The organism is Granulicoccus phenolivorans DSM 17626 = NBRC 107789 = JCM 15570, assembly GCF_000423085.1.
In the GTDB taxonomy this organism is placed as follows: domain Bacteria; phylum Actinomycetota; class Actinomycetes; order Propionibacteriales; family Propionibacteriaceae; genus Granulicoccus; species Granulicoccus phenolivorans.
In genome coordinates this window covers 1-20,087 of the sequence record NZ_AUHH01000020.1, presented here as the reverse complement: position 1 = coordinate 20,087, position 20,087 = coordinate 1, and the positions used below count along the sequence as shown (strand labels likewise).

12 protein-coding genes are annotated in these 20,087 nt (G+C 67.0%); 5 read left to right on the top strand and 7 right to left on the bottom strand.

All coding sequences use genetic code 11. The features are described from left to right. Nucleotides 1–27: 27 nt before the first annotated feature. On the top strand, nucleotides 28–2,991 hold the full coding sequence (locus tag G531_RS0109525; RefSeq protein ID WP_026927083.1) for a bifunctional [glutamine synthetase] adenylyltransferase/[glutamine synthetase]-adenylyl-L-tyrosine phosphorylase: 2,964 nt from the start codon (nucleotides 28–30) through the stop codon (nucleotides 2,989–2,991). Beyond that, nucleotides 2,988–4,457 carry a hypothetical protein gene (locus G531_RS26910; RefSeq protein WP_035758460.1) on the top strand — a complete coding sequence of 490 codons (1,470 nt, stop codon included), beginning with the start codon at nucleotides 2,988–2,990 and terminating at the stop codon, nucleotides 4,455–4,457. Before G531_RS0109525 ends, G531_RS26910 begins: the two co-directional genes overlap by 4 nt. 552 nt (nucleotides 4,458–5,009) lie before the next feature. Here the strand turns inward: G531_RS26910 and G531_RS0109515 are convergent. The 6 genes from G531_RS0109515 to pdxS form a co-directional block, all read right to left on the bottom strand. Continuing rightward, on the bottom strand, nucleotides 5,010–6,122 hold the full coding sequence (locus tag G531_RS0109515; protein WP_026927081.1) for a pyridoxal-phosphate-dependent aminotransferase family protein: 1,113 nt from the start codon (nucleotides 6,120–6,122) through the stop codon (nucleotides 5,010–5,012). Nucleotides 6,123–6,132: 10 nt separating this feature from the next. Next, entirely contained in the window at nucleotides 6,133–6,921 is a 789-nt protein-coding gene (locus tag G531_RS21615) for a metal ABC transporter ATP-binding protein (RefSeq protein WP_035758459.1), read from the bottom strand. Beyond that, nucleotides 6,918–7,772 carry a metal ABC transporter permease gene (locus tag G531_RS0109505; RefSeq protein WP_035758458.1) on the bottom strand — a complete coding sequence of 285 codons (855 nt, stop codon included), beginning with the start codon at nucleotides 7,770–7,772 and terminating at the stop codon, nucleotides 6,918–6,920. Before G531_RS0109505 ends, G531_RS21615 begins: the two co-directional genes overlap by 4 nt. A gap of 43 nt (nucleotides 7,773–7,815) precedes the next feature. Next, a complete protein-coding gene (locus tag G531_RS0109500; RefSeq protein WP_026927079.1) occupies nucleotides 7,816–8,904 on the bottom strand; it encodes a metal ABC transporter substrate-binding protein in 1,089 nt (362 codons plus the stop codon). A 151-nt stretch (nucleotides 8,905–9,055) separates the two neighbouring features. Beyond that, nucleotides 9,056–9,670, bottom strand: a complete 615-nt coding sequence (gene pdxT / locus G531_RS0109495) for a pyridoxal 5'-phosphate synthase glutaminase subunit PdxT (protein WP_035758457.1) — start codon at nucleotides 9,668–9,670, stop codon at nucleotides 9,056–9,058. Beyond that, on the bottom strand, nucleotides 9,667–10,572 hold the full coding sequence (gene pdxS, locus G531_RS0109490; protein WP_026927078.1) for a pyridoxal 5'-phosphate synthase lyase subunit PdxS: 906 nt from the start codon (nucleotides 10,570–10,572) through the stop codon (nucleotides 9,667–9,669). Before pdxS ends, pdxT begins: the two co-directional genes overlap by 4 nt. A 181-nt stretch (nucleotides 10,573–10,753) precedes the next feature. Here pdxS and G531_RS0109485 point away from each other — a divergent pair, with 181 nt between their 5' ends. After that, on the top strand, nucleotides 10,754–12,082 hold the full coding sequence (locus G531_RS0109485) for a Fic family protein (RefSeq protein WP_211221814.1): 1,329 nt from the start codon (nucleotides 10,754–10,756) through the stop codon (nucleotides 12,080–12,082). 723 nt (nucleotides 12,083–12,805) lie between these two features. Here G531_RS0109485 and G531_RS25165 read toward each other — a convergent pair. Next, nucleotides 12,806–13,078 (bottom strand): AbrB/MazE/SpoVT family DNA-binding domain-containing protein, encoded by a 273-nt coding sequence (locus G531_RS25165; protein WP_211221813.1) that lies wholly within the window; start codon nucleotides 13,076–13,078, stop codon nucleotides 12,806–12,808. A 339-nt stretch (nucleotides 13,079–13,417) separates the two neighbouring features. Here G531_RS25165 and drmD point away from each other — a divergent pair, with 339 nt between their 5' ends. Both drmD and G531_RS0109475 read left to right on the top strand, forming a co-directional pair. Beyond that, nucleotides 13,418–16,609 (top strand): DISARM system SNF2-like helicase DrmD, encoded by a 3,192-nt coding sequence (gene drmD / locus G531_RS0109480; RefSeq protein WP_026927076.1) that lies wholly within the window; start codon nucleotides 13,418–13,420, stop codon nucleotides 16,607–16,609. Continuing rightward, nucleotides 16,609–20,087: DNA methyltransferase (locus G531_RS0109475; protein ID WP_035758456.1), on the top strand; the 3,479-nt coding region annotated here is incomplete at its 3' end. The genes drmD and G531_RS0109475, both read left to right, overlap by 1 nt.

The window sequence follows — 20,087 nt, the reverse complement described above, 5'->3', positions numbered from 1 at the left end:
GCGGGGGCGGGGCAGTAGCATCACCTCATGCCCCGATCCCGTTCTCCGGTCGCCGAGCTGGCACGCCGCGGCTATCAGCGCCCCGACGCCGCCGTCCGGGCCCTGGCGAAGTGGGGTCCGGCCGAAGAGCTGACCGAGGTGGTCCGGGTGATCGCGCAGGCGGCCGACCCCGATCTGGCGATGGAGGGTCTGGACCGGATCATCGAGGCCCGCCCCGAACTGCTCGATCGGCTGGGGGAGGACACCTGGATCCGGCAACTCACCGCGGTGATGGGGGCCAGCACCGCGCTGCAGCAATTCCTGGTGAGCCATCCCGGCCGGGCCGACGTGCTCGCCGAGCCGGCCGTACGCCGCAGTGCGGCCGAGCTGCGCGCCCGGCTGTTGACCGCGGCCGGGGCAGACCCGGCCCGGGCGTACCCGGTCACCGAGAACGGGCAGGCCGATGACCTGCGGCTGGCCTATCGCACCGAGCTGTGCCGGGTTGCGGCCCGGGACCTCACCCACGCCCGGCCCACCGAGGTGGTGGAGGACATCGCCGCGGAGCTGTCCGACCTCGCCGACGCCGCGATCGAGGCGTCCCTGGCGCTGGCCCGCGAACAGGTGGGACCGGCGGCCGCGCAGGCCCGACTGGCGGTGATCGCGCTGGGCAAGTGCGGCGCCCAGGAACTGAACTATGTCTCCGACGTGGACGTGCTCTATCTCGCCGAACCGGTGCTGGGGGCCGACGGCGAGCCGGTGATCAGCAGTGATCAGGCGATCGCGATCGCCACCAAGGTGGCCTCGGCGATGACCCGGATCTGTTCGGCGCACACCGCGGCCGGGACGATCTGGCAGGTCGATGCGGCGCTGCGTCCGGAGGGGAAGGCGGGACCGCTGGTGCGGACCCTGGCCAGTCATCGCAAGTACTACCAGAAGTGGGCCAAGGGCTGGGAGTTCCAGGCGATGCTGAAGGCCCGGCCGATGGCCGGCGACCTTGCCCTGGGTCAGGACTTCGTCGACATGGTGGCCCCGATGGTGTGGACGGTGGGGGATCAGGAGAGCTTCGTCTCCGACGTCCAGGCGATGCGCAAGCGGGTGATCGACCACATCCCGGCCAAGGAGGCCGATCGCGAACTCAAACTCAGCCGGGGCGGGCTGCGCGATGTCGAGTTCAGCGTGCAACTGCTGGAGCTGGTGCACGGTCGCGTCGACGAACGGCTGCGGGAGCGGGCCACCCTGCCCGGGCTGCGCAATCTGATCGCGTACGGCTATGTCGGCCCCGAGGAGGGCAAGGAGTTCGACGCGGCGTACCGGTTCACCCGGGTGTTGGAGCATCGAGTGCAGATGTTCCACCTGCGGCGTACCCATCTGCTGCCCGATCGCGACGACGAACTGCGCCGGATCGCGCGTTCGGTCGGGCTGGGGTCGGCGTCGGCGGTGCAGCAGGGCTGGCGCCGGCACTCCCGGCGGGTCTACCAGCTGCACAACCGGGTGTTCTACTCCCCGCTGCTGGAAGCGGTCGCCCGGGTCCCCACGAGCGAGGCCCGGCTCACCACGGACGCAGCCCGGGACCGGCTGCGCGCGTTGGGGTACGCCGACCCGAAGGCGGCGCTGGAGCACATCAAGGCGCTGTCGACCGGGCTCACCCGGCAGGCCGACATCCAGCGGCAGTTGCTCCCGGCGATGCTGGGCTGGTTCGCCGAGGGCCCCAACCCGGACTTCGGGTTGCTGTCGTTCCGGCAGATCTCGGCGTCGCTGGGCAGTACGCACTGGTACCTGCGGGCCCTGCGCGATGAGGGGGCGATGGCACAACGCCTGGCCACCATCCTGTCCTCCAGCCGGTACCTGGTCGACCTGCTGAAGCGGGCCCCGGAGACCATGCAACTGCTCACCGACACCGATGCGCTGCACCCGAAGTCGTCGGTGCAGTTGGTCGCCGAGATGCGCACCGCGTCCCGGGTGAAGAACACCCTGGAGGACCAGGTCCTCGCGATCCGGGCGATCCGGCGGCGGGAACTGTTCCGGATCGGGGCGGGCGATCTGCTCGGGGAACTCGACCTGGCCACCGTCGGGGAGTCGTTGACCCAGGTCACCCAGGCCACGCTGGATGCGACGCTGCAGGTGGTGACGGTGCACGAGCGGGAGGTCCGTGGGGACCTGATCCCGCCGACGGTGATCGCGATGGGTCGCTGGGGCGGCCGGGAACTGTCCTATTCCTCCGACGCCGACGCGCTGTTCGTGCTGGCCGAGGGGGGCGACGCCGAGATTCGCGACGCGACGGCGGTGATCAAGACCCTGCGTTCGGTGCTGTCCCGACCGGGGCCGGAGCCGGGGCTGGACCTGGACGCCGATCTGCGGCCGGAGGGCAAGGGCGGGCCGATGGTGCGGACCCTCGCCTCCTACCGGACCTATTACCGGCGGTGGTCGGCGACATGGGAGGCGCAGGCCCTGGTGCGGGCCGACTACGGCGTCGGGGATCATCTGCTGGCGGCGGATCTGCTGGCCAGTGTGGATGCGCTGCGGTGGCCCGAGGGCGGGTTGAGTGCCAAGCAGCTGAAGGAGATCCGCCGGCTGAAGGCGCGGATGGAGGCCGAGCGGCTGCCCCGGGGTGGCTCCCGCAAGGACAATCTGAAGCTCGGTCCGGGTGGGCTGTCCGACGTGGAATGGACGATCCAGGTGCTGCAGATGCAGCATGCCCACGAGCATCCGGAGTTGCGAACAACGCAGACCCTGCCGGCGCTGCGGGCGGCCGAGGGGCTGGGGCTGATCAGCACCGAGGACGCCGATCAACTGGCCGAGGTCTGGACGATGGCCAGTGAGTTGCGCAACCGGATCACCCTGGTCCGGAACAAGGTGTCCGATTCGTTCCCCACCGATGCGCGCGAGCTGTCAGCCGTGGCGCTGCTGATGGGGTACGGCAAGGGCGAGTCCTCCCACCTGCATGCCGACTATCAACGCAAGGCCCGCCATGCCCGGGGTGTGGTCGACCGACTGTTCTGGGGTGAGGAATGAGCACCGATCTGCAGCTGGGGGTCAACCTGCCGATCTCCGCCGGGCAGGAGCGGAGCAGTTCGGCGTACGGACGGGCGGTGGTGGCGGCGGCGCTGGCACCGGTCGATCCGGTCGGGGCCGCGGCGGTCGGTCGGGAGAAGAACTGGCGCCACGGGTATCCGCTGCATCTGCGGCGGCTGGTGGAGGCCGGGCTGAGCGCCGCCGACGGCGTCCGGATCGCCGAGGCAGGGCTGGCGACCGCCCGGGAGCGCGCGGTCCGGGTCGGGCACGGGCTGGACCGGCCGCTCACCCAGCCGGCCGAACCGCTGGTCCCGCTCGCGCTGGGGCAGTGGCGCGGCACCGCCGAGCCGGAGACCGAGTTGAGTCTGCCGCTGCACGGGCGCCGGCTGCGCGGGGAGGAACTGCGGGCGCAACTGGCGACCTGGCAGCGCGCCGGGGTGCTGGAGCCGGGAGCGGTCGCGGCGGTGACCGAGGTGCTGGCCCACCCGGAATGGCTGTCGCTGCCCGGGTACCGGATGGTGGCGCTCGGGGCGGCTGCGGAGATGGGGCCGGTGCGGTCCCTGTTGCGGTGGGGGGCGACCGTGATCGGGGTCGATCTGCCGGGGGCGCCGCTGTGGGACCGGCTGGAGGAGGTGGCCCGGCGCAGTGCCGGCACGCTGCAGTATCCGCTCCAGCCGGATCAGACGCCGGGAGCCGACCTGCTCACCCAGACCGCCGAACTGCGGGAGTGGCTGCCGCAGCAGGTCGCGCCGGGGGAACGCCTGGTGCTGGGCAACTATGCGTACGCCGACGGGGTGCTGAATCTGCGGCTGGCGCTGGCCACCGACCTGTTGTTCACCGAACTCGCCGCCGAGTTGCCGGATCTGGCCGGGGCGTGGCTGGCGACCCCGACCGATGCGTTCGCCGTCCCGGGCGAGGTGGTCCGGGCGTCCGCGCAGGCGTACGCCCAGACGTCGTGGAAACGGCTGCGGGCGGTAGCGAAGACGGTGAGCGCGGGCCGGTTGCTGCAGCGCAACTATCACCCCGACGAGGATCCCGGGATCGCCGACGCGATCATTCCGCAGCAGGGCCCGAACTACCTGCTCGCCAAGCGGCTGCACCGCTGGCGGGCGACGGTGGCCCGCCGCGCCGGACAGCAGGTGTCCCTGCTGGTCGCGCCGCCGACCCGGACCCGGTCGGTGACCCGGAATCGGGCCCTGGCCGCCGCGTACGCCGGGGCGCACCGGTTCGGGGTCACGGTCTTCGAGCCGGCCACCGCGAACACCCTGATGGCGGCCCTGCTGGTCTACGAGCTGATGGCGCCCCGGTCGACGCCCGATCCGGGCGTGGCCCGGAAGCAGGAGGAAGTGGCCCCGTGGCAGGAGGAGGCGGAGCGGGCCGTGGCCGGCGGGCTGTGGCGGGGTCCCTATGATCCGCGGTCCGCGCTGGGCATTGCGCTGGTCCTCGGATGGGGTGCGGCCCGCTGAGCCCGCCGGCGTACGGTCACGGTTCGAGGGCGTCCTCGCCGGCCCGCTTCTGCGCGGCCATGAACTCGTCCACCTCCGCGGCGGTGGGGGTGGTGCTTCCTGCGATGGGTTCGGTGGGGGTGGTGGCACCTGCGATGGGTTCGGTGGGGGTGGTGCCACCTGCGATGGATTCGTTGGGGGTGGTGGCACCTGCGATGGCAGGGGAGGTCCCGCGGTCTCAAACCGTTCCCGCACTTGCTGCAACACCCGCGTGGCGGGTCTGTCATCGCTGGGTCTGCCGAGCTGTCGCAGGAAGGCGCCCACGAGATTTTCCTGTCGCGGAACGGTGCCGGCCGCTACTTCCCGTCGCGGGAAGCCCGAGGCCCGGGGGCGCGGGTATGACGGCCGCGCGGGTTGAGCTCGGGTGCGCGGGCCCTCCAGGGGCCGCGGGCCGGATCGGGGCCCGCGAGCAGCCACGAGCACCCGCGTACACCCCCAGGACGATCAACCACGGCCGTACGCTCGGGGGATGAGCCCGGGCTCGGGGCGTTCCGAGCCCGGGCAGCTGAGGGGTCAGGCGCCGGGGAGCACCTCGTCGAGGGCGGCCAGCACCAGCAGCGCATTCTCCTCGGTGGCGTTCGGGCCCATCAGGCCGATCCGCCAGACCGAGGAGGCGTACGCCCCGGCCCCGGCGCCGATCTCGATGTTGAACCGCTCGAGCAGTTCGCCGCGGACCGCCGCGGAGTCGACCCCGTCGGGGACCTTGACCGTGGTCAGGTCCGGGAGCCGGTGCCCCTCGGTGGCGAACAGCTCCAGGCCCCGCTTCTGCAGGCCCTCCTGCAGGACCCGGCCGGCGCGCTCGTGCCGCTCCCACACGTGCGGCAGGCCCTCCTGGAGGATCCGGCCCAGGGCGGCGTGCAGGCTGGCCACCATTGCGGTCGGCGCGGTGTGATGGTAGGTTCGGCCCGACTGGGTACCGTTGGAGCCGAGGTAGCCGCCGAGCAGGCCCAGGTCCAGGTACCAGGAGCGGGGATTCTCGATCCGGAGCTCGAAGGCCCGGTCATTGATGGTGAACGGTGCCAGACCCGGCGCGACGCCGAGACACTTCTGCGTCCCGGCGTACCCGATGTCGATGCCCCAGTCGTCGGTCCGCAGTTCGATCCCGGCGATCGAGGTGACGCAGTCGGCCAGCAGCAGCGCATCGCCCTTGAGCTCGCCCAGGGCGGCGATGTCGTTGCGGATCCCGGTGGAGGTCTCGGCGTGCACCGCGGCAATGATCTTCGGATTCGGGTGGGCTTCGGCGACCCGCTGCGGATCGATCGGGGTGCCCCACTCGAACTCCACCGCAATCACCTCGGCCCCGTTGCGGGCAGCGACATCGCACATGCGCTGACCGAACAGTCCGTTCACCGCCACGACGACCACGTCACCGGGGCCGGTGGTGTTCACGAAGGCCGCCTCCATCCCTGCCGAGCCGGTGGCCGAGACCGGGAAGGTCCGCCGGTTCGTCGTTCCCCACACTTCACGCAGGCCGTCACAGGTCTCGTCCATCATCGTGATGAACAGGGGGTCGAGGTGACCCAGCAGCGGCAGGGCAAGCCCGGCGGTGGCTTCGGGGTAGGGATTGCAGGGACCCGGACCGAACAGCCGGCGTTCGATCAAGGGCCGGGTAAACGTAGTCATCATGAGCGCCAAACTACCGGCTGCGGTCCGGATTCGGGTCGGAGACCTCGTCGGGGTGGGCCGGGTCGTCCACGAAGTCCTTCCCGGATTCGTGCAACGAGCCCAGTCCGTACGCGGCCGCCAGATTGGCTCGGGTCAGTACCTGCTCCGGGGGTCCGTACGCCAGGATCCGCCCGGCCATCAGCACAACATTGTCGGCCGCGCGGGCCTCATCCAGGTCGTGGGTGGTGACCAGGACCGAGCAGCCCTCCGCGGACTCGGTGTGGATGATCTCATCGATCACCCGGGCCGAGACCAGGTCGAGACCGGTCAGGGGTTCATCGAGCAGGAGCAGATCGTGATCCTGCACGATGCCCTGGGCCACGTAGACCCGCTGGCGCTGGCCCCCGGACAGTTCGGACAGGTGGCGACCGGCCAGGTCGGTGATTCCCAGACGTTCCATCGCCGCATCGACCCGCTTGCGGTCGGTGGTCCGGAAGGGGCGCCACCAGCCGAGTTCGGCGTAGCGGCCCATCCCGATCACCTCCCGCACGGTGATCGGCGTACCCGGGGCGACGTTGACGGTCTGCATCACGTAGCTGACCCGGTTCCGGGTGCCGCCGCCGAGGCTGAGCGAGCCCGAGCGCGGCGGCAGCGTACCGGCGATCGCATGCAGCAGGGTCGATTTGCCCGAGCCGTTGGGGCCGATGATCGCGGTGACCCCGCCCCAGGGCAATTGGAAGGTGGCATCGCGGACGGCGACCTTGTCCTCGTAGGCGAGTGTGAGGTGCTCGGTGCGGATGGAGTATTCGGGGGTGCTCATACCGTCACCTCCTGGGTCTGCCGATGGCGCAGTAGGCGCACGAGCATCCGGACGACCAGGACCACGAAGAAGATCACAATGGCCAGCAGCGCCATGGTGGCCGAACCGGCGGTGCCGAGGTGGAAGCTGAGAATCAGGCCGAACCAGACGGTGAACGCCGAGATCAGCAGGGACAGGACCATCATCTGTCGGACCGTGCGGACCAGAATCGCCGCGGTGGCCGGCGGTCCGACCAGCAGCGCGAAGACCAGCATGGTGCCGACCGACCTGAAGGAACCGATCACCGCACCGGCGATCATCACCAGCAGCAGGGCATGGGTGAGCTTGGGAGCCATCCCGAGGGTCTGCGCCTTCGGCGCGGAGATCGCCAGCGCCAGCAGCGGTCGGTAGAGGACCAGGGAGAGCAGGATCACCAGGGCGGCGATGATCGCCTGCGCCTGGATGTCGCTCCAACTGACGCCGAGCACGTCGCCGAACAGAATCCCGGTCAGCGATCCGGCGTAACTTCGCGACAGCGAGATGATCACCACACCCAGGGCCATCATCCCGACGAACAGCAGCCCGATCGCGGTGTCCTCCTTGAGTTGGGTCTGCCGATGGACGAACTCCATCAGCAGAACCATCACGATCGCGGCCAACGCCGCGCCCAGATAGGGCGAGAAGTTGAGCAGGATCGCGGCCGCGATCCCCGGCGTGACGCCGTGGACGAAGGCATCGCCGAAGAAGCTCATGCCGCGCAGGACGATCCAGACGCCCACCATGGAGGTCATCACCGCGGCGATCAGGCCGCCGATCAGGGCGCGCTGCTGGAACCCCAGCAGAAAGGGTTCCAGCCACCAATCAACGGTCATCGAAGGTGCAGTCCTGTCCTCGCGGCGCGGCCGGGGGAAGCGATCAACGCAGGCCCTCGGCGATCAACTTGGCGTTCGTGGTCATCATCGTGGCGTAGGTCTCCGCCCCGGAGCCCTGCGGGCCGACACTGTCAACGTACAGCGAGACGACCTTCACGTTCGTACCGGCCTCCTTGGCGACCGCCTCGACGGTCTGCGGGCTGACCGCGGAGTTGGCGAAGATCGTCGGGACGTTCTTCTCCCGGATGGTCTGCGCCAGCGCGGCGAGTTCGGCGGGGGAGGCCTGGGCGTCGGTGGAGCCGCCGGGGATCACCACACCGGCGATCTCGAACTTGTACGCCTGGGCGAAGTAGCCCAGGGCCTCGTGATCGGTGATCAGGATCCGCTTCTCCGCCGGGACGGTGTCCAGGGTGGCGCGGACCTCCTTGTCGGTGCCGCGCAACGAGTCGGCGACCTGCTTGCCGCACGGGGTGTACTTGTCGTCGCCGGTGACCTTGGTCAACTGCGCGCCGATGTTCTCCGCGGCGGTGGCCATCTTGGAGACATCCATCCAGAAGTGCGGATCCTGCGAGCCGTGGCCGTGCTCGTCGGGGGTCGCCGTGGTGGCCGGCGTCGCTTCGGCGTGTTCCTCGGTGTTGCCGGTGAAGTTGTGGCCGTGGTCGTCGTGCGCGTCCGGGGTCGTGGTCGCGGCGGGGGTCTGGCCGGCGTCGGGAGTCGCTGCCGGGGTCTCGGCGGCGTGGTCATGGTCGGCGTGGGCCTCCTCCCCGAACGGAATCGGGCCGATGTCCGGGCCGACCTCGTAGACGGTGGCGCCGTCGGACTTCACGTTCTCCAGGGTCTTGGCCATGCCACCCTCCAGACCCAGGCCGGAGGCCACGACCAGCTTGGTCTTGGCCAGCTGGGCCACCTCGGCGTTGGAGGGGGTGTAGTCGTGCGGATCGACACCGGCGGGCATCAGGGTGCCCGAGGTGGTGCCGGCGCACTTGGTGATGTCGCCCAGTACGCTGCCGAGCTCGGTGGTGGTCGCGATCGCCACCGGGGTGTCGGAGGCCGAGGACGCTGCGGTGCTGGAGCAGCCGGCGAGAACGAGGGCGCCGGACACGAACAGGGCGGGCAGAACTGGGGTACGCATGTGACTCCATCGTGAAAGTGAGAACCGTTCCCAGTAAGTGTGGACCGCGGATCCGGATCGCGCAAATCCGGGGTCGGCGGAGCAGCGGGAGTGGTGCGGGTCTGCGCGTGGGGGCCGATCGGGGTCGACGAACGCGGGGGAGCGGCTGGGGTCAGCGCGTCCGGATCAGGTCCAGGAACAGTTCGTGGACCCGGCCGTCAGCGCCGACCTCCGGATGGAAGGAGGTGGCCATCAGGGCGCCCTGGCGTACGGCGACGATGCGGCCGGCGGCCGGGCCGAGGTCGGCCCGGTCGGGCACCCGGCCCAGTACCTCGACCGCCGGGCCCACCGACTCGACCCAGGGGGCGCGGATGAAGACCGCATGGACCGGGGTGTCGAGGCCGGTGAGCGCCAGATCGGTCTCGAAGCTGTCGGTCTGCCGGCCGAAGGCGTTGCGCCGCACGGTGATGTCGAGACCGCCGAGGGTGGTCTGGTCGGCGGTGCCGTCGATGATCCGGTCGGCGAGCAGGATCATCCCCGCGCAGGTGCCGAAGGTCGGCAGGCCGGCGGCAATGCGGTCGCGCAAGGGGTCGAGCAGGTCGAAGTTGCGGGCGAGTTTGATCATCGTGGTGGATTCCCCGCCCGGGATGATCAACCCGTCCGCCGCGGCGATCTCGGCGGGCCGGCGTACCGGGACCGCGTCCACCCCGAGGCGCAGCAGGGCCTCGAGGTGTTCGCGGACGTCACCCTGGAGGGCGAGGACGCCGACGTGCAGGGGGTGGTTCACCAGCCGCGCTCGGCGAGCCGGTGGGGCTGGGGGATCTCGTCGACGTTGATGCCGACCATCGCTTCGCCCAGGCCGCGGCTGACCTTGGCGATCACGTCGGGATCGTCGAAGAAGGTGGTCGCCTTGACGATCGCCTCGGCCCGCTGTGCGGGGTTGCCGGACTTGAAGATGCCGGAACCGACGAAGACCCCTTCGGCGCCCAGTTGCATCATCATCGCCGCGTCGGCCGGGGTGGCGATGCCGCCGGCGGTGAACAGCACGACCGGGAGTTTGCCGGCCTCGGCGACCTCGCGGACCAGTTCGTAGGGGGCCTGCAGTTCCTTGGCGGCGACGTAGAGTTCGTCGGATTCCATCGAGTACAGGCGGCGCAGTTCGGCGCGGATGGTACGCATGTGGGTGACGGCATTGGAGACGTCCCCGGTGCCGGCCTCGCCCTTGGAGCGGATCATCGCCGCGCCCTCGGTGATCCGGCGCAGTGCCTCGCCCAGGTTGGTCGCCCCGCACACGAACGGAACGGCGAACTGCCACTTGTCGATGTGGTTGGCGTAGTCGGCCGGGGTCAGCACCTCGGACTCGTCGATGTAGTCCACCCCGAGCGCCTGCAGGACCTGGGCCTCGGCGAAGTGCCCGATCCGGGCCTTGGCCATCACCGGGATCGAGACGGCCTCGATGATCCCGTCGATCATGTCCGGGTCGCTCATCCGGCTGACGCCGCCCTGGGCGCGAATGTCGGCGGGGACCCGTTCGAGGGCCATCACGGCGACCGCGCCGGCGTCCTCGGCGATCTTCGCCTGCTCGGGGGTGACGACATCCATGATCACGCCGCCCTTGAGCATCTCGGCCAGGCCGCGCTTGACGCGGGAGGTGCCGGTGGACGGGGTGGCTTCGGGAGTTTGGTCCATAAGGGCGATCGTAGTCCGGCTGACCGGGCGTACGCCGGGCTGTGGTGTCGCTGGACGCTGGACCGGCTGGGCAGGTTGCCCCCGGTGCTGCGTCGAGACCGGCCAAGTTTTTTTGCAGCGGTGTCGGATGCCTCGGATCCTTTGATAGATCTTCCGATTGCTCAAGGATAAAGATCTACCCTTGAGCACAGAGTTGCTGCGTGAAAGGAAAGTGCCGATGGCGTCCTGGGAGGAGGGCCACTGGGAGTCGTCTGTGGACGCCGGTGTTCCGGCGGCCGCACGGCGATCAGGCGCCTACTTCCGATATATCCCTGACCTCGTTGACGGCGCGGGGTTGGCCATCGACGGCATGCTGTCCCGTCGGGTCGGTCGAGTTGAGCGGAGCATCCGGGCTCTGAACGGGCCCGGAGCCGAAGGCCTTGCCGGGATCGCCCGTTTTCTCCTGAGATCGGAAGCTATCGCCAGTTCCCGGATCGAGGGGATCGCTCCATCGGCTCAGCAAGTGGCACTGGCCGAGTTGGGCCAGTCCGAGACGGTGCGCGGGGTGACGGAGCAGGCCAGGCTGGTGGCCAACAATATGACCGTCGTCTCCGAAGCTACAACAAGGCTTGTCCTGGCCGACCAGGTGTCGGTCACGGATGTCGTGGAGCTGCACCGGTCGCTTCTGCCCGACGAGCCTCGGCATCATGGTCTGCGTACGGTCCAGAACTGGATCGGCACCTCGAGCTGGTCCCCGATCGGCGCTTCCTTCGTCCCTCCTGACCCGGAGCGGGTCGGTGGCCTGGTCACCGATCTCATTGCCTATCTGAACGGTGCCGCGCATTCGCCCCTGATCCAGGCGGCGGTGGTCCATGCCCAGTTCGAGACGATTCACCCGTTCACCGACGGGAATGGCCGGGTCGGGCGTGCGCTCATTCACACCGTGTTGGCCCGTCGCGGCCTGACCGACCGTGCGGTCGTTCCGGTCAGTCTTGTACTGGCCACCCTGCGCGATCGCTACATCGAAGGTCTCACCTCGTTTCGCCACGCGTCGGCCACGGGTAGCGCCGAGGCCAATGCGGCCGTCAACAGGTGGTTGCACACCTTTGTCGAGGCGACCGCGATTGCCGTCGAACAGTCCGAAACCCTGGCGGATCGGATCGAGGCGATGCGTGCGGAGTGGGGCGACCGGCTCACCGCCTTTCGCAGGGACTCGGGTCTTCGGCCGGTCCCACGCGCGGACTCAGCTGTGTCTCGGCTGCTCCGGAACCTGCCCGAAGCGCCCGTGCTCACGGCTGCCACACTGGCCCGGATTCTCGGCGTATCCCACCAGGCGGCATTCGCTGCCTTGGACGAGCTTCACCATGCCGGGATCCTCACTCGGCGTCGGATCGATCGCGGGGCCACGGCGTACCTGGCTCGGGACATTCTCGACCTGGTCACCGTCTCCGAGCGTGCGCTCGCGAGTACGCAATTCGACACTCGTGTTTCTCCGCCCCGTGCGGGTGCGCCGGTCCTGCCCCAGGAGTGACTCGCGAGTCCCGGACTCAAACCTCAGCCATGTCGCGGTCCCTGGCCGTGACGTTCCGTTTCTCGCATTCTTCGGCGGGACTTCGATCCGGCGTCGTCGGGGAGGGCGAACGAGCCAGCGGGTGTGCGGACGCAATCACCCCTCCATGTGGTCGGCGATGCCCGCCCGCGAGTGTTGCCGGAGGCGTCCGTCCAACCAGGGTGCGGGAGAGCCCCGGTCGACCCCGGGGGGAGGTCGTTGAACTCGTCGTGCCACATCGATTCATGTGCGGTCTCAGTTCTGGACGCCGCTCCCTGTCCCGAAAGTGGGGCCAGCCAGGTTCTCAGCGAGGTTGGCCGCGCAATCAGACCCCAGGTGGGATTTCGACTCCGGGTAGTTGTCGCGGGAGTTTCGCATCGAAGGTGTAGAGCGGGGTATCGCCACGAGCGGTTGCCCAACTGGCCAGAAAGCAGTCAACGATGGAGAATTTGGGGTGGTCTGCGTACGCGCTGATGGTGGGGTTCCAGACTGCACGATCGATCTGGAACTGGGCCTGGGAGGATTGTCTTCAGCGTCGTGACCACCGTTGGGCGTGGATAGCGCAAGGTGGCCTCCAGGACGAAAGTCGTCTCGATCAACGCCGCGTCGGGAATCGTGCACCGGATCCCGGTTTCGAGCAAGGAGTTGACCACCGTGGTCTGCGCGGGTGCGTCATCGAGTAGCCAGCGCAGCAGGATATTGGTGTCAAGCGTCGGCACTGGCATCGCCGTCGCCGTACTGCTGCCTGACGTGGGCCGCCCACCCGTCACCAGAAACGGGAATGGTCCCCCAGGTTCCGAGCGCTTCGCCCTCGGTGCGCAAACGTTGGCGCAGTGCTGCGATGTCCGGTGGGGCTTCGATGACGAGCGAGTTACCTTCCACTCGTACTTCCACCTTCTGACCCTCCCGAAGACCAAGGGCACGCCGCGCCGCAACAGGCAGGGTGATCTGTCCCTTCGCGGTGATGGTTGCGTACATATGACCCATGTCAGAAGTATGCCGAAGTAAGGAATTGGCGAATGTGTCGGGCCGTACCGGCGATCAGCAGCTCCCCGAACCCGGGCAATGGGAACGCCGCCGAGCACTAGATGCTCGGCGGCGTTCGCGCTGGTCAGGGGCCTGTCGCAGATCCGACCGATCAGATGTCGTACTACATCTCGAACTCGTGCGGATGCGGCCTGACCCGTGCCAACACGCTTGTCGTTCAGCTGGGGCTGCCGTGGGGCCTAATTTGCCGAATCCCGGGTCCACGCTCTGAAAGGGCAATCCAGACACCTTTCCCAGATTTTGTCGGCCCCGGTAGATAGGTTTACTCATGTGACCGGGGTTGAAACAGCCACGCTCGTTGACGAGCGTCAGGAGAACAGCAGGGCGGTTTTGCCGACCCTTCCCGAGCCTGGCCAAGTCGTGGAGGTGCGCGGGTCGACATGGGCGGTCGCCAATGTTCAGGCCCAGGGCCTGCCGCGAAGCCCCGCTGACGAGACCACTGCCCAGCTCTCGCACGTCGTCGATCTTCAGTCGCTCGACGAGGATCGTCTCGGAGAGCAGCTCTCTGTTGTCTGGGAGCTTGAAGTCGGCCACACTGTCACGCCCGCGCAGGGTCTCCCGGACGTCATCTACGCCGATGCCTTTGACGAACCGGTCACTCTCGCGGGCTTCATCGACGCCATGCGTTGGGGCGCTGTTACGAGCGCAGACCCGAACCGTTACCAGGCGCCGTTCTGGTCAGGCGTGAACGTCGAGGCGTACCAGCTCGAGCCACTCCGCCGCGCTCTCGGCGCACCGCGTGCGAACCTTCTTCTCGCCGACGACGTCGGTCTTGGCAAGACCATTGAGGCGGGTCTCGTGATTCAGGAGCTGTTTCTGCGTCACCGCGCCCGCACGGCCGTCATCGTCTGTCCGCCCAGCCTTGCGTTGAAGTGGCAGGACGAGATGCGGGAGAAGTTTGGCCTGGAGTTCACGATCGTCAACTCCGAACTGATGGCCCAAGTTCGTCGCACACACGGGTTGCACGCCAATCCATTCCTGCTCTTTCCGCGCGTTATCGTCAGTATGGCATGGCTTCCACAGGTCCGTGCCCAGCGACTGCTCCGTGAGGTCTATGCCCAGGCGACCAATCCCAAGACCGGGAAGCGGTACTCGTTCGACATCCTGGTGGTTGACGAGGCTCACCACGTCGCGCCCTCGAGCCCGTCAGCCATTGCAGGGGGCCGTGGGTATGCGGTCGACACCCAGCGCACAGTCGCGGTTCGCCAGCTCGCGGAACGGTGCGAGCATCGTCTGTTCTTGAGCGCAACGCCGCACAACGGTCACCCTGAGTCATTCACGGCGTTGATGGAGATGATCGAGCCTCGCCGTTTCGCCCGAGGCGCGAACCTGGACTCGGCCGCTCTGAAGGACGTTACTGTCCGGCGTCTGAAGACCGATCTGCCAGGGAAGGGCTTCAAGAGGCGCAAGGTCAACACCCTCTATGTCACCCCGATGGACTCCGAGCAACAGATGTTCGCCATGCTCGACGATATTGTCACCAAGAGCGCGAAGCAGAACGGCACCAAGCCCGGTGGCGACATGGTCACGATGCTGCTGAAGAAGCGCTTCCTCTCCAGCCCATTCGCCTTCGGCATGACGTTGAGCCACTACCTTGCTTCGAAGGCCGGCCGAGGGCTCTCGGAGGATGATTACGAGGACATCTTCGGAGAGGGTCAGTCCGACGAGGAAGAGGGGTTGTGGGACCAAAACGAGGCCGAGAAGTTGCGCGAGTCCAAGGGGTCCGATCCGCTCGTGGCAGCTGAGCCCCGCCAACTCGAAACCCTCGTGGAGTGGGGACTGAGCTATGAGAGTCGAGCGGACTCCCGCCTTGACCGCCTCCTCAACTTCCTCGACGCCGTCTGCCGCCCGGACGGCAAGTCTTGGTCGAACGAGCGCGTGGTCGTCTTCACCGAGTATGCCCACACCGTCGACTGGCTGACGCGCGTCCTCAACCAGAAGGGTTACACCGATGATCGCCTCGCGGTCATCCAAGGATCCACCGCCACCGACGACCGCGAGTACATCCGTTCACAGTTTACGGCCGACCCCGCCAAGGAACCAGTTCGCGTCCTGCTCGCCACCGACGCAGCGGGGGAGGGTATCGACCTCCAGACTTATTGCCATCGGCTTGTGAACTTCGATATTCCCTTCAACCCCTCGCGACTCGAGCAGCGCATCGGTCGCATCGACCGCTACGGCCAGACCGAGGAGCCACAGGTCTTCCACTTCGTCCCGGTGATCGACTCTTCGACGTATGCCGACGACCTGAAATTCATGGAGCGGATCGCTCGCAAGATCGCCCAGGTCGAATACGACCTCGGTTCCGCAAACCAAGTGGTAGGAGAGGAGATCCAGGGGCACTTTGGTGTCCGCACTTCGGCCAAGGTCAAGTCGAAGGGGGTCGACCCCAACGAAGTCATCAACTCGGTGCTCGCCGGTGGCATGGAGCTCAATGCTCGCCTGACCCAGTTGGAGCAGGGCTACGACGAGTCGCGGACTGAGATGCACCTTGACCCGGCCAACCTGCGCCGCGTGGTGGACACAGCGCTGCGGATCAACCACCAGTCACGTTTGATCGAGAATCACGAGTTCGCACAGGACACCGACGCCGAGATCTTCACCGTCCCGTCCCTGACGACCGGTTGGCATGACGCTCTGCGAGGACTCGACACTCGACTCAAGCCGGGTGAACTGCGCCCCATCACCTTCGACGCCGACGCGGCCGAAGGACGCGCCGACCTCGTGTACGTCCACCTTGGGCACCCCATCGTGCAGAAGGCTCAGCGTCTCCTGCGGCGCTCTCTGTGGAGTGTCGACTCGCCGCTCAATCGAGTGACGGCGGTCGTGGTCGACGACCTCGAAGAGTCGTTCGTTGCGGCAGTCACACGCATGGTGCTTGTCGGTCGTGGTGGAGTGCGCCTACACGAAGAGATCTTCCTCGCAGGCGTGCGCGTGAAGGGTCGGCGTTCAATGGCGGCAGAGAAAGCTGAGGCTGCCCTCGACAAGGCACTGGATCGCGAACGGCTAACGCTTGCTGACGACCGAATTCGCGACCAACTCTGCGATCTGTGGAACGTCCACGACGCCCCGCTGCGCCGGCGCCTCGAAGAGTCGATGCAAGCCCGCGCCGGGCGTCGGCATGAACTGATCACCGGTCAGCTGGCCAAGCGCCATGCCGCAGATGTCCAACGCGCCAAGGAAATTTTCGCTGCCTTCCGAACCAACCTCCGTGACTCGCTCGTACGGCTGAAAACCGAAGAGGACGATGCCGAGGGCCAGTTGCTCATCGACCCTGACCAACAACGCCAGTGGAGGCGAGACATCGGCGCGATGAACCGCCGCCTAGACGAACTGGACGACGAAGAAGCCCGAGAGATCGCCACCATCACCGACCGCTATGCCGACGTGAAACCCCACACCACAGCAGCTGCCGTCGTGTTCGCATTGACCCGCGCGGACGCAGAAGGGTGGTTCGAGTGATGGTTCGCCCCAAGAAGAGCACCGCGACCCGCGGTAGCAGGCCGATCAACGCCACCGACCAGCACCGGGCCTGGCTCGACCTGGTCGACACCGAAGGACCGTTCCTCGCCATCCCACCGCTGAAGCGGGTCTGGCCCCAGGGGATGCCCAGCCTCGAGATCGAACGCAAGACCGTGCTCATGGATGCCCGCAAGAACTTCGAAGGTGCATGGGAGGCCCTCGACCGCACTCCTGAATCAGATAGCGCCCGGGACTTGTACCGCGCTGCGCGCGACATGTGGGTGGAGACGATCCTGCGTGAGGTTGCGGGATGGGCCGAGTCTCTCTCCTGGGGTGAGGTCCCGGGTGTCGAAGCCCAGTCGCCCAACCGCGTCGTGACGATCCGTGCTCAGGCTTCGCTAATCGGCGCCGACGGTATCGGGGCGCTCGTCCATCTCATCGATCCGGTCGACTCATTACGCCAGACACCCGGCGACCTGTGGGCTGCCAGCCCTATCGACCGCGTTGAAGCCATGCTCCGGGAAAGCAAGATCCCCATCGGCATCGTCACCGACGGCCGTTGGTGGGGCCTGATCTGCGCCCGCGAAGGCGCGATGGCGGCCTCCGGCATCGTCGACGCGCTGACCTGGATCGAAGAACCTCGCGCTCGCGACGCCTTTTTCGCCCTCATCGGACGTCAGCACCTCATCGGAGGTAATCCGAACGAGCGTCTCCCCGTCCTGTTCGAGGAGTCCGTCGCAGCAGCCGGGGAGATCACCGAAGCCCTGGGGGCTCAGGTCCGCCGAGCCGTCGAGTTGCTCATCCAGTCCTTCTCGGAGTCCGTCGCGGATGCCCGCCGTAGGGGAATGCCTGACCCACTCCCGCAGCGCACTCACGACAGCTACGAGGCCGCCGTGACGGTGATGATGCGCTCGATCTTCCTACTGTTTGCCGAGGAACGCGGACTACTTCCGTCAGGTGAGCTGTTTGAGCAGGGGTACGGGATCGCCCGTGAACTGGAGCGCCTTCTTGCACGTGAGACCGACGAGAGCGAGGAGGCGCTGGACGCGACCTCGCTGACTTGGCACCGGCTGCTCGCCACCAGTCAGGCTCTCTACCAAGGTGCGAGCTTCGAGAACCTGCGGATGCCGGCCTACGGCGGTTCTTTGTTCGACCCGAGTCGCTTTCCATTTCTCACCGCTGTCAACGAACAAGGCACCTTGGCGATAACGGTGTCTGACCGCGTCATGCTCCACGTCTTGCGTTCGGTTCAGGTGGCGGAAATCAAAGGCGAGGCGCGGCGCATTTCCTTCCGCGACATCGACGTTGAGCAGATCGGCTACATCTACGAAGGCCTCCTCGGGTATACGGCGGTCGTCGCGGACAACGTCACGGTTGGTCTCAAGGGCAAACTGGGTGAGGAGCCAGAGATCGCCCTCGGCACCCTCGAAGCCCTTGCGGTCGAGCATCCTGACCCGAAAAAGCTGTCAGCGGCAATTCGAGAGTTCGTCGCCGGCGACCAACCATCCGCCAAGCCGGCCTCGACAGCTGCCATCGCCAAGTCCATCACCGCGGATGTCGAGCCAAGCATCATCAGCGCCTTGAGCCAGGCGGTCGGAGATGATCCAGCCCTGCGCGACAGAGTCCAGACGTGGCTTGGACTGATGCGGGTTGACCTCCGTCAACGGCCCTTTGTGGTTCTCGAGGGCGGACTTATCGTCAAGGAGACACCCTCCCGAAAGAACGCGGGTGCCCACTACACGCCCAAGTCCCTGGCCGAGGAGGTCGTACTCCACGCGCTCCAGCCTCTCTGCTACTCGCCAGGGCCACACCAGACCGCCGATGAGGGGCATTGGAAGCTCAAGTCCTCCGACGAGTTGCTGGGCCTGAAAGTTGCGGACATCGCCTGCGGTTCGGGCGCCTTCCTAGTGGCTGCTGCAAGATACCTCGCCGAGCGTGTCGTCGAAGCATGGACGGTCGAGGACCCACACAACGCCACTCGCAAAGACCTTTACACGCGCGCACTCCGCCAGGTCGTCGCCAACTGCCTCTACGGGGCTGATATCAACGACATGGCGGTCGAGATGTGCAAGCTCTCCCTCTGGCTGGTGTCCCTCGACCGCGACCTGCCCTTTTCGTTCGTCGACGACAAGGTCTTCCTCGGCAACTCGCTCCTCGGCGTTACTGATCTCAACCAACTGCGTCGACTTCACATTGACCCAAGCGTGAAGACGGAAATGGCGGGCTACTCCGCCTACGACGTCGATATCGACTCGATCATTGACCGGGCCAAAGAACTACGACGCACGCTCCTGGCCGAGATCGATGAGAACGACCCGGCCCGAACCAGCACTGCCAAGAGACGTCAATTGGCGGACTTCCGGCGAGTGACCGCCGACCTTCGTCGAATCGCTGACGGTGTTGTGGCAGTCGGCCTTTCTCAGGGCGGTAAGCCGGGGAAGGCACTCAACGAGGCGTACGAGAACCTGCGACTTGCTGTGCGGTCCGCCTACCCCGACAGGGGCGAGGCCGATTCGACCTTCCTCACCTCCCTAATCACCGATGGGCTAACACCGACAGTCGTGACTGACCACGAGCAGTGGCAGCCCCTCCACTGGGTCGTCGAGGCCCCGGACGTCATCATCGACAACGGAGGTTTCGACGCAATCATTGGCAACCCGCCCTTCCTCGGCGGGCAGAAACTGACTGGAGCGATGGGGACCAATGTTCGCGACTGGTTCGTCAATGTGCTCGCCCAAGGAAGGCGAGGAAGTGCCGACCTCGTCGCCTACTTCTTCCTACGCGCCACTGCGCTCTTGCAAGCGAAGGGCAATCTCGGGCTTATAGCGACGAATACGGTCGCTCAGGGCGACAGCCGCCAGGTTGGCCTTGACTCGATGGTTGCGGCGGGGTTCACAATCACCCGAGCCATCCAGTCCCGCTCTTGGCCCGCTGCCAGTGCAAACCTTGAGTATGCCGCGGTGTGGGGCACGTTTGACATTGTCGCAACCGACGCGCCCCGCGTCGCCGACGACATCAACGTACGCCTTATTAGCACCCTGCTTGAACCTGCGGGCCGCGTACAGGGTAATCCCGTTCGGCTGAGTGAGAACTCGGGCGTCGGGTTCATAGGCTGTTACGTGCTCGGGATGGGCTTCGTGCTTGAGGTAGGCGAGGCACAAGAGTGGATTGCCGCCGATGCACGCAATGCCGAGGTGCTCTTCCCCTACCTCAACGGAGAGGACCTCAACTCACGGCCGGACAGTTCTGCGTCTCGCTGGGTCATCGACTTCAACGATCGCCCGCAGCAGGATGCAGAATCTTACCAGCTGCCGTACGCGAGAGTTCAGGAAGCCGTGAAGCCTGAGCGACAGCGATTGAAGCCTGACGGTACCTATGCATTGAGAAGGCCATTGCCGGAACGCTGGTGGCAGTACGGCGAAAAGCGACCCGCGATGCGCAGGGCAATCAATCCGTTGCCTGAAGTGCTGGTCATCGC

Coding starts and splice junctions, on each gene's coding strand:
- G531_RS0109525 (WP_026927083.1), top strand. CDS start 28: ATGCCCCGATCCCGTTCTCCGGTCGCCGAGCTGGCACGCCGCGGCTAT.
- G531_RS26910 (WP_035758460.1), top strand. CDS start 2,988: ATGAGCACCGATCTGCAGCTGGGGGTCAACCTGCCGATCTCCGCCGGG.
- G531_RS0109515 (WP_026927081.1), bottom strand. CDS start 6,122: ATGATGACTACGTTTACCCGGCCCTTGATCGAACGCCGGCTGTTCGGT.
- G531_RS21615 (WP_035758459.1), bottom strand. CDS start 6,921: ATGAGCACCCCCGAATACTCCATCCGCACCGAGCACCTCACACTCGCC.
- G531_RS0109505 (WP_035758458.1), bottom strand. CDS start 7,772: ATGACCGTTGATTGGTGGCTGGAACCCTTTCTGCTGGGGTTCCAGCAG.
- G531_RS0109500 (WP_026927079.1), bottom strand. CDS start 8,904: ATGCGTACCCCAGTTCTGCCCGCCCTGTTCGTGTCCGGCGCCCTCGTT.
- pdxS (WP_026927078.1), bottom strand. CDS start 10,572: ATGGACCAAACTCCCGAAGCCACCCCGTCCACCGGCACCTCCCGCGTC.
- G531_RS25165 (WP_211221813.1), bottom strand. CDS start 13,078: ATGTACGCAACCATCACCGCGAAGGGACAGATCACCCTGCCTGTTGCG.